The sequence below is a fragment of the Pandoraea sp. B-6 genome (assembly GCF_000282835.1).
Lineage (GTDB): Bacteria > Pseudomonadota > Gammaproteobacteria > Burkholderiales > Burkholderiaceae > Pandoraea > Pandoraea cepalis.
Map to the genome: position 1 here is coordinate 24,308 of NZ_KB290536.1, position 9,793 is coordinate 34,100.

The following is a 9,793-nucleotide window of genomic DNA, read 5'->3' on the forward strand; positions in this document are numbered from 1 at the left end:
AGCTTGAGCATCGGCCCGGCGTCGATGCGCTGTACTTCAACCTGCTCAAGCGAGAATTGACGATCGTTTTCGACGTCAACGCGTCGTCGACCGACGTTGCCCGGCATGGGGAGGCGGTCGCCGACACCTTGCGCAAGCTTGGCATGACGCCGGTGCCGCTGGCCGCCGGCGACACCAATGCACCGCCGCCCCCCGCGAGCCGAAAGGCAGACATTGCCCGTCTGGTGGCGGGCGTCTTGCTGGCTGCGGCAAGCGAGATCGCGGTCTGGTCCGGCGTGCCTGAGCACAGTCCCTGGGTCGGCGCTGTGGTCGTGGCCGCCATTCTCGCGTGCGGACTACCAACGCTCAAGAAAGGCTGGATCGCGCTGCGTCACCTCACGCTGAACATTCATTTCCTGATGTCGCTCGCTGTGATTGGCGCGATGTGCATCGGTCAATGGCCGGAAGCGGCGATGGTGATCGTGCTGTTCGCCTTGTCGGAAAAGCTCGAAGCCGCATCGCTCACGCGTGCCCGCCGCGCCGTCGAAGCGCTGATGCGCCTGGCGCCCGATCGGGCGTCGGTCGAACAGCCGGACGGTACCTGGTTGGATGTGCCCTCGGCGTCACTTGCGGTGGGCACGCGCGTGCGTGCACGGCCGGGGGAGCGCATTGCCATCGACGGCGTGATCGAGCAGGGCAGTTCGGCGCTCAATCAGGCGTCGATCACTGGGGAGAGCGTCCCCGTCGACAAGACAGTGGGCGACGAGGTCTACGCGGGCAGCATCAACGAAAGCGGTTTGATCGTGTATCGCACGCGCGTTGCGCCGGGCGATACGACGCTTGCGCGCATCGTGCGTATCGTGGAGACCGCACAGCAGCAACGTTCACCGACGCAGCGTTTCGTCGACAAGTTCTCGCGGATCTACACGCCGGTTGTCGTGCTGTGCGCGTTGCTCGTCGCGCTCCTGCCGCCGCTGGCCTTCGGTCTGGCATGGTCGCCCTGGATCTACAAGGCGCTGGTGATGCTGGTCATCGCGTGTCCGTGTGCGCTCGTGATTTCTACGCCGGTCACGGTCGTGAGCGGCCTGACGGCTGCTGCTCGTGCAGGCATTCTGATCAAAGGCGGTGCGTTTCTGGAAACCGGCCGTCTGGTCCGCGCGGTCGCGCTCGACAAGACGGGCACGCTGACGCGTGGCGAGCCGCGCCTGACCGACGTGGTGCCGTTGGGCGAAACGTCACACGACGAGGCACTCACGCTCGCCGCCGCGCTCGACGCGCAGACCACCCATCCCGTGGCGCGCGCCGTGGTCGACGGTCATACGCGAGCGGGTCTTGGCGCATTACCGTCGGTCACGGAGGTCGAAGCACTCGCGGGAATGGGCGTGAAGGGGCGTGTCGGTCAGACCCTTTACTACCTCGGCAACCATCGTCTGATCGAATCGCTCGGCGTGTGCAATGCGCACGTAGAGGCGACGTTGGCACGTCTCGAGGCGCAAGCCCGCACGGCCATCGTGCTGGCCAGCGAAACGCAGGCGATCGCCGTGTTGGCGGTGGCTGACACGCTGCGCGCGGAAAGCCGTGACGCCATCGCGCGTCTGGCTGCCATGGGTGTTCACACGGTGATGCTGACCGGGGACAATCGTGCGACCGCGGAAGTGATCGGTCGGCAGGCGGGCGTGAGCGACGTGCGTGCCGAAATGCTGCCGGAAGACAAATGGCAGGCGGTGTCGGCCTTGCGAGTGACGTACGGGTACGTGGGCATGGTCGGCGACGGTATTAACGACGCCCCTGCGCTCGCAGCCGCCGACGTCGGTTTCGCGATGGGAGTGGCCGGCACCGACAGCGCGCTGGAGACGGCCGACGTCACGCTGATGGATGATGACCTCCACAAGCTGCCGGCCTTCCTGGCGCTGTCGAGGCGTGCCGCAACGGTGCTCAAGCAGAATATTGCCGTGGCGCTCGCCATCAAGGCCGTGTTCTTCGCGCTGGCGGTGGTCGGGCTGGCGTCGCTGTGGATGGCGGTGTTCGCCGATGTGGGGGCCAGTCTGCTGGTGATTGCAAACGGCATGCGCCTGCTGCGCACGAAGGTGGCGTGAGCGCTCAGCGGGCGCGCATGCCGCGCTCCAGCGTGTGCGCATCCGGCAACTGGCCCAGCACGTGCGCCGCGCGGCTTGTGGTGTTGACGATGATCGTATCGAGGCGTCGGATCATGGCACTGCGCTGCGCGTCGTGCAACGGCATGGCTTCGCACATTCGCTGCGCGACGACGGCATCGTTGAGTTGCCCAAGGAGCGTCTGTGCGGCATGCAGTGTGCTCTCGTAGGGCGAGCAGACCGATTTACGTAGCCAGGGCGCCAACAGTTCGGCGCTGTAACGGGCCTTCTTGATCTTCACGCGCAACGCGTGCAACTGCTCGGTGTCGAGCATGGCCAACTGGCGACAATCCGGAAACAGCGCGATGTATTGGGCGCGCAGCATGTTGCGGGCATGCTTCGCCAACGCGCGCGACCGCTTGCCTGGCGTACGAGAGGGGCGTCGCAATGCCTTGGCCGAGCGAATCTTGCATCGGCCGTCCTCGCGCATCCCGAAGGCGCTGAGCAGCAACCCATGCAACGCCTGTTGGCGCTCGCCGGTCAATGCCGCGGCAACTTGTGCGCGGGCGACGCGGCGCAGGTGTTCCACGTGCCTGTCCACCGCAGGCCAGTCGATGTCGGGAAAGTCGGCGCGCAACGCGGGTAATGTCGTTGTCGCTAACACATCGGTATCTCGCGCAGGGCCCATCGATTGCCCCAGCCAGCGCAATTCCTCGTTCAACCGATGGTGCCAGCGAGGCTTGAGCCACGGCGAAAAGACATCGATCAACGCGCGCAGACGACGTATCGCAATTCGCAACTCGTGCACGACCTCGGCGTCGATGGACGCGATGTCGCTGTCCTCGCCCGCCTTCGGTAGCGATGGCCATTGTTGCAGGATCTGCGCGGCGAGGGTGACGAGCAGGCGTGCAGCGGACATGCGCCGCATGCGCGCGGCGCCAAGCGCCGTGCGCGTCTCCGTGGGGGCCTGGCCGGCAGCGGACGGTCCCTCGATGGCGGCGGCGATGGCCGCTGTCGTCACGCGTGTCATGTCACGCAACATAGCATAGTTGCCTGGGGCCAAGCGCCAAGGAAGACCGATGCGACAGGGTGGCGCGGGGGCTGCGCGAGGTGCGGCGATTCGCAAAAAGCCATCGGCAACGCGCGTCAGGACGGTGGGTGTTGACGGCAGGGGATGACAACAGGAGAGTCGCTGCCGGAGTGGGGCAGGAGACGACGCTGGGAGCGTCTCGTCGCGGGCGCCCGGTGCCCGAGCTGTGGTGTGCAGGACACCCGCGAGGCACGCAGCGTCACATCAGTCGTGGACCTCGCGAGAGGATGACGTGACGCCTATCCATTGCTGCACACCGCGGCGCGGCCATGCGAGCAAAAAAGATAGGCCGGCCCGAAGGCCGGCCTGCGCGCAACTGGTTTTACTTCTTGTTCACAGCGTCCTTGAACGCCTTGCCAGCCGTGAACTTCACGGTCTTGGCGGCCGGGATCTTGATCGCTTCGCCGGTCTTCGGGTTGCGGCCGGTACGTGCGGCGCGCTTGCCCGAACCGAACGAGCCGAAGCCGATCAACTGGACCGCGTCACCCTTGGCGACGGCCTTCTTGATGGTCTCGAGCAGAGTGTCGAGGGTTTCGCCAGTTTGAGCCTTGCTAGCACCCGTAACACCGGCGACGGCGTCGATCAGTTCCTGTTTGTTCATGTGTGTTTCCCTTGAGAGGTGGTGAATACCGGCGACAACTCTAACACTTTCGCCATTTGGCGAGTGTCGGTGTTGTATCCGCGCCATAAGGCACGCGGCACATGCCAGAAAGTCGCCATCGCGACACGTCACGCAAACGCGATCCTAAGATCCATCCCGTCACGCCTCGAGAGGGCGCCGACACTGGCCGGGCAGCCGCATTATAGAGCCATCGGCGGGCTGTGGGCCAGTGCTGACAACGGTTTGCGGCGATTTTGTTGTGCGATGCCGCGTACTTTCTCGTTCATGATGACAAAAACACGGTAACTACGGGCATCTCCGGTCATGCACCGGCGCAATCCCTTGCTGGGCGGGCTTTGGGGGTTTCCCTAGCCGATGGGGGCTTGCGTACTGGCGCGACTTTTGGTTGGCGTCAACTTGCCCTGCGAGCGGCTCGATGCGTTACATCGGTCGGAATACGAAGGACTTCGCGCGTGTTCGGTCGAGTCGACGCGCTGCGTTGGCGCACGATTCCGCCAAAACCCTTGCGGTCCGATGGGGACAAATGAAAGCAATTCCCGTTTGAGGTAAAATAATGGGGTTTTCCCGCCCAAAACCGGAAGTGCGTCTGCTAGGCGCGCCTGGGGTCCGGGCATCGGGGCCATCAAGGACGGCTCGCGCATTCGCATGTCAGGCGATTCGGGCATTAGTTCCGTCGATGTGCCGCGCCCCGCCCGTCGTCATACGTCAAGCCAATATGAGTACTCAGAATCAACAGACCGTGCTGGAAGTCCACCACTGGACTGATACGTTGTTCAGCTTCAAGACCACTCGCGACGCTTCGTTCCGTTACGTCAATGGCCAGTTCACGATGATCGGGCTGGAAGTGGAAGGCAAACCGCTGCTGCGCGCCTACAGCATGGCGAGCGCGAATTACGAGGAAGAGCTTGAGTTCCTGAGCATCAAGGTGCAGGACGGTCCGCTGACCTCGCGTCTGCAGCACTTGAAGCCGGGCGACAAGGTCATCGTTGGACGCAAGCCGACCGGTACGCTCATCGACGACAACCTGTTGCCGGGCAAGCATCTGTACCTGCTTTCGACGGGCACGGGCCTCGCGCCGTTCATGAGTATCATCCGCGATCCGGAAGTCTACGATCGCTACGAGCACATCATTCTGGTTCACGGCTGCCGCTTCACCAGCGAATTGGCGTATCGCGATCTCATTACGCAGCATCTGCCGGCGCACGAGTATCTCGGTGAATACGTGCGCGACAAGCTGATCTATTATCCGACGGTGACGCGCGAAGAGTTCGAAAACCAGGGCCGTATCACGGAGCTGGTTGAGTCGGGCAAGATGTTCGCCGACATCGGTTTGCCGGAATTTTCGCCGGAAAACGACCGCATCATGTTGTGCGGCAGCCCGGCTATGCTCAAGGACACCCGCGAGCTGCTGGAGAAGCGTGGCTTCGTGGAAGGCCACAACCACGCCCCGGGGCACTACCTCGTCGAGCGTGCGTTCGTCGGCTAAGTCCGTCGGCCCCTACGCTCAAGGCAGCGCTTGCTTCCTTGGGACGAAAAAAAACCGCTCAATCGAGCGGTTTTTTTTGTCATCGGAACCGGTTAGAACTGGTTCATGGTGTTGTCTTTCCCCGCTGCCTTGAGGGCCGCTGCGCCGCTGAAATACTCCTTGTGGTCGTCGCCGATGTCCGAGCCGGACATATTCTGGTGCTTCACGCAGGCGATGCCCTGGCGAATTTCCTTGCGCTGCACGCCGGCCACATAGCCGAGCATGCCCTGATCGCCGAAGTATTCCTTGGCCAGGTTGTCGGTCGAGAGTGCGGCGGTGTGGTACGTCGGCAGTGTGATCAGGTGGTGGAAGACACCGGCTTCGCGCGCCGCATCGGCCTGGAACGTGCGAATTTTTTCGTCGGCGACGGCCGCCAATTCGGTGTCATCGTATTCCTCGCTCATCAACTGGCCGCGCTCGTAGGCTGAGACATCCTTGCCGGCCGCCTTCATCGCGTCATACGTCTGCTGGCGGAAGTTCAAGGTCCAGTTGAACGACGGGCTGTTGTTGTACACCAGCTTGGCGTTCGGGATCACTTTGCGAATCTCGCTGACCATGCCGGCGATCTGGGCGATATGCGGCTTTTCGGTTTCGATCCACAGCAGGTCGGCGCCGTTTTGCAGTGCGGTGATGGAATCCAGCACGCAGCGTGCTTCGCCCGTGCCAGGGCGGAACTGGAACAGGTTGCTGGGCAGGCGCTTGGGGCGCAGCAGCTTGCCGTCGCGCTTGATGACGACGTCGCCATTGCCGAGGGCATCCGCCGAAATTTCGTCGCAATCAAGGAACGAATTGTATTGGTCGCCCAAGTCGCCCGGCGTGTGGGTCACGGCGATCTGCTTGGTCAGGCCGGCGCCCAGTGAGTCGGTACGGGACACGATAATGCCGTCGTCCACGCCCAGTTCAAGGAAGGCGTAGCGAATCGCGCGAATCTTGGCGAGGAAGTCTTCGTGCGGCACGGTGACTTTGCCATCCTGGTGACCGCATTGCTTCTCGTCGGACACCTGATTCTCGATCTGAATGCAGCATGCGCCGGCTTCGATGAACTGCTTGGCCAGCAGGTAGGTGGCTTCCGCGTTACCGAAACCCGCGTCGATGTCGGCGATGATCGGCACGACGTGGGTGACGTGGTTGTCGATTTTCTCCTGGATGGCGGCCTTGGCAGCCCCGTCGGCCGCGTCCAGTTGGCGGAACAGGCCGCCGAGTTCGCGGGCGTCCGCTTGGCGCAGGAACGTGTACAGCTCGCGGATCAACGCGGTGACGGAGGTTTTTTCGTGCATCGACTGGTCCGGCAGCGGTCCGAACTCCGAGCGCAGTGCTGCAACCATCCAACCCGACAGATAAAGGTAGCTGCGGTCGGTGGTGTTGAAGTGCTTCTTGATGGAGATCATCTTCTGCTGGCCGATGAAGCCGTGCCAGCAACCCAGCGACTGGGTGTACTTGGACGGGTCCGCATCGTAGGCGGCCATGTCGGCGCGCATGATCTTGGCCGTGTACTTGGCAATGTCCAGACCCGTTTTGAATCGGTTCTGGGCACGCATGCGTGCGGCATATTCGGGATTGATGGCATCCCAGGCGCTGCCTTGTTTCTGCTTCAAACCAGCCACAGCGGTGATGTCGTCTTGATATTGGGTCATGTGCCTCTCCTGAGAGCAAAGCGCGTTTGAATAAAGGGTTCAGCGTGTCGCCCCCGTATGTCGAAGCGAACTGCATGACGAAATGGTACCGCCGTTTGGCGCGATTGGGTCAAGTCTTATATAAGACATAAGAGTTAATTTATGCTTATTTTTCAATGACATATGTGCAATATTTCGCAATTCGAAACACGTTTTCGGGTGACGGAAAAATGAGGCGAGCGAAATTTCGAGGGAATTCCGCAATGTGAAATGCGCTTTCGTTGGCTGGAGACGGGACACGCGCCGATGGCGTGAGCAACGAGCGCTGGCGGAATGATTGTGTGGACGTCTGTTGAGACGAGGCGACGTTCCGACGGGCGATGAATGGCGCGATCCAATGTGGGGGCAAGCGCGCTACGCAAGCCGCCAGCCGGACCCGGCTGGGGCCTGACTCATCTTGGAAGGCGGCGCGCCTCGGATCGACCGGCAGCCGGTCAGGCGCGCGTCGACGTGGCCGTGCGTGCGACTCGCTGCTAGGGCTTGGCGCTCAGGTCAGCGCTGGCTTCTGAGGTCGGGGCAGCGGAAGTCGGCGCGGGTCGTGCCCACACGCTGTAGGGATCGCCGCGGCGGGCGCGTTTCCAGGTCGCGCACGCGAACAGTGCAAAGCCGCCCGCGAAGACGATCGCGACGAGGTCAACGCCGGCCAGCACCCAATCGCCCGCAGCCATCGAGCGCACGAGATTGTCCGGCGTGAGCACGGCGTCGGCGGCCGGGATAATGAGGCAGACGAGCGCCGTCGCTGCAAGTAGTCCCGTGGCTGCCACCGCCGGCGCCGCGAGCGCGGCGAAAAGCATCGAGGCGGTGAGCGTGGCGATGAAGATTGAGAGCGCCGTCATGTCGGGGGCGACGATCGCACCGACGAAGGCCGCGGCAATCCCCAGGCATGTGCCGAGAAACACGCCGGCGGTGGCCTTGGCCATCCCTCGCAGATGGGCGGGTTGTACGGCTGCGTTGCGCTTGCGACGCGATTCGAGCCAGAGCAGGTTGCCACTGTAGACGAGCACCGCACCCATCAGGCCCAGGACGAAGTACACCCAGCGCATGGCATCGCCCGCGAAGTTACCGAAGTGGGCGCCGTAGATCATGCTGAGCATCGCGTGGTTGGCGTCCCGTACGCCGGGGCTGTGCTGACCGACGATCGCCCCGTCGTTCAGGCGCACGGCCACGGCCGAGAACACTCCCAGCGAGTCGCTGGCCTCGCCGTAGACTTCGGCCACCGCGTCCGGCTTGCCGTAGCGGGTCCACGCCACGGCGGTCGCTTCCATGCCGGGCGCCGCGTGCTCGGCGCGGGCGAGCAGGGCCGTGAGACCAAGCGGCTTGCCGTCGACCGGTGCGATCGTTGCCGGCACTGCGCCCGTTATCTGCGGAATTTGCGACAGCAGCTTGTTATCGAACGTCACGACGTTGAACGCCATCATCAGCGGCAGGAGGAGGCACAGCAGCGCCCCTGTCAACGCGAAGACAATATGAAACGGCAGACTCAGCACGCCGATGGCGTTATGCGCGTCCTGCCAGAAGCGCTTGACGTTGCGTCCCGGGCGCAACGCAAAGAGGTCTCGCGTGACGCGCGGCAGATGCACGATCACGCCCGAGATCAACGCCATGCCGTAGAACAGCGACACCACGCCCATCAGATATAGCCCGTAGGTCGGGATCGACAGCGAGTAGTGCAGCGCATTGATCGTGCCCGACAGGCCCGGGCGCGCCTCGCCGATCACGAGCGACGGCGCGGTACCCTCGGCGTTAGCGGGCAAGCGTGCCTGTTGCCATTCGCCGTTCGGTTCCTGCCAGTAGGCAAAGGGCGTTGGCGAGTGATTGGGCAACACCACGCCCATCTGCTCGCGCGCGGCCGGGAATTGCATGCGAACCCGCTCGGCGAGCTGTTCCGTTTGCGCGAGCGAGAGCGGTGCATGACGCGTGGCGGGCTGCTCCCAGCGTTCGATCTCATGATGGAAGACGGTCAGGGCGCCGCCGAGCATGGCGATGAACAGCGCGAAACCGGCGACGATGCCGGCCCACGTGTGGACACTCAGATATTGGCGAAGGGTTTGGGCGCGCATTGAACAATCCTTACCCGACGGCGTGCGCCAACAGCAGAGCAACCCAGGCGACGACGGTGGTGGCGCCAAGGCCAACCCACGCGTGTTTGGCGGTGCGGCTCGCGTAGGCGACGGCACACAGGCCAAGCCACAGGAGCGGGAAGAGGGCGATGACGGGAATCACCGCCGTTTGCCAACCGACCGGCGTCAGATGGGCGATAGTGCCGCACAGCGCCATCGCCGCGAAGCCGCCGAGCACCAGGCCCGCGAAGGTTCTACTCCACATGAGTGTTTCCGCGCAAAGAGCGCCAGCCGCCCACTGCATACGGCCAGAAAAGCTGGCCGAAACACAGCGACATGAACGCCGCCGCGATGCCGGCCGAAGGGCCGGCCGCCAGCCACCAGCAACCCAGGCTGACAATAGCGGCCAACAGCGAGAGTGACCGGGCGGGCTGTGCAGCCAAACGTCGTGCGCGCACACGCTGGTGCTCAGAGGTGAGATAGCAGGCGCCGCCTGCCAGCCATGCCAGGGCAATAGCCAATCCAATCAACATGCTCGGGAATCACATGAAAATATGGCCCGCAGGCGAAGACGTCACCCTTTGGCGACGCGACGGTCGAGGCCGATCGAAAACGGTTCCGCGCAAACGCAGCGTTCACACATTTTTGGGTGATGATGCGAATGGTAACAGAAACGATTCGCATTTATAACATGAGTCGCCAAAATCCCGAAATAGCGCGCCTGGAAATGGGGTGCCGCGCCTGAGCACAC

The 9,793-nt window shown here is 63.3% G+C and carries 8 protein-coding genes; 2 read left to right on the plus strand and 6 right to left on the minus strand.

The features are described 5' to 3' along the window. On the plus strand, positions 1–2,075 hold a 2,075-nt coding region (locus tag A985_RS25715), incomplete at its 5' end, for a heavy metal translocating P-type ATPase (RefSeq protein ID WP_232424635.1). Between the two features lie 4 nt (positions 2,076–2,079). Here A985_RS25715 and A985_RS0115445 read toward each other — a convergent pair. Both A985_RS0115445 and A985_RS0115450 read right to left on the minus strand, forming a co-directional pair. After that, positions 2,080–3,114, minus strand: coding sequence for a CHAD domain-containing protein (locus A985_RS0115445; protein WP_017234304.1), 1,035 nt, complete (start codon positions 3,112–3,114; stop codon positions 2,080–2,082). 370 nt (positions 3,115–3,484) lie between these two features. Further along, on the minus strand, positions 3,485–3,763 hold the full coding sequence (locus A985_RS0115450) for an HU family DNA-binding protein (protein ID WP_017234305.1): 279 nt from the start codon (positions 3,761–3,763) through the stop codon (positions 3,485–3,487). 736 nt (positions 3,764–4,499) lie between these two features. On the opposite strand from A985_RS0115450, the gene A985_RS0115455 reads away from it, so the two are divergent. Beyond that, positions 4,500–5,270: a ferredoxin--NADP reductase gene (locus A985_RS0115455; protein WP_026132014.1), complete on the plus strand. Its 771-nt coding sequence runs from the start codon at positions 4,500–4,502 to the stop codon at positions 5,268–5,270. A 92-nt stretch (positions 5,271–5,362) separates the two neighbouring features. Here A985_RS0115455 and A985_RS0115460 read toward each other — a convergent pair whose 3' ends face one another. The 4 genes from A985_RS0115460 to A985_RS0115475 all read right to left on the minus strand — a co-directional run bounded on the left by A985_RS0115460 (position 5,363) and on the right by A985_RS0115475 (position 9,575). After that, the gene (locus tag A985_RS0115460) at positions 5,363–6,943 is read right to left on the minus strand and encodes an isocitrate lyase (RefSeq protein WP_017234307.1); all 1,581 of its coding nucleotides are present in this window, start codon (positions 6,941–6,943) and stop codon (positions 5,363–5,365) included. A gap of 512 nt (positions 6,944–7,455) precedes the next feature. Further along, positions 7,456–9,042 (minus strand): PepSY domain-containing protein, encoded by a 1,587-nt coding sequence (locus A985_RS0115465; RefSeq protein WP_017234308.1) that lies wholly within the window; start codon positions 9,040–9,042, stop codon positions 7,456–7,458. A gap of 10 nt (positions 9,043–9,052) precedes the next feature. Beyond that, the gene (locus A985_RS0115470) at positions 9,053–9,307 is read right to left on the minus strand and encodes a hypothetical protein (protein ID WP_017234309.1); all 255 of its coding nucleotides are present in this window, start codon (positions 9,305–9,307) and stop codon (positions 9,053–9,055) included. Further along, positions 9,297–9,575, minus strand: coding sequence for a hypothetical protein (locus A985_RS0115475; RefSeq protein ID WP_017234310.1), 279 nt, complete (start codon positions 9,573–9,575; stop codon positions 9,297–9,299). Before A985_RS0115475 ends, A985_RS0115470 begins: the two co-directional genes overlap by 11 nt. Between the last annotated feature and the right edge of the window lie 218 nt (positions 9,576–9,793).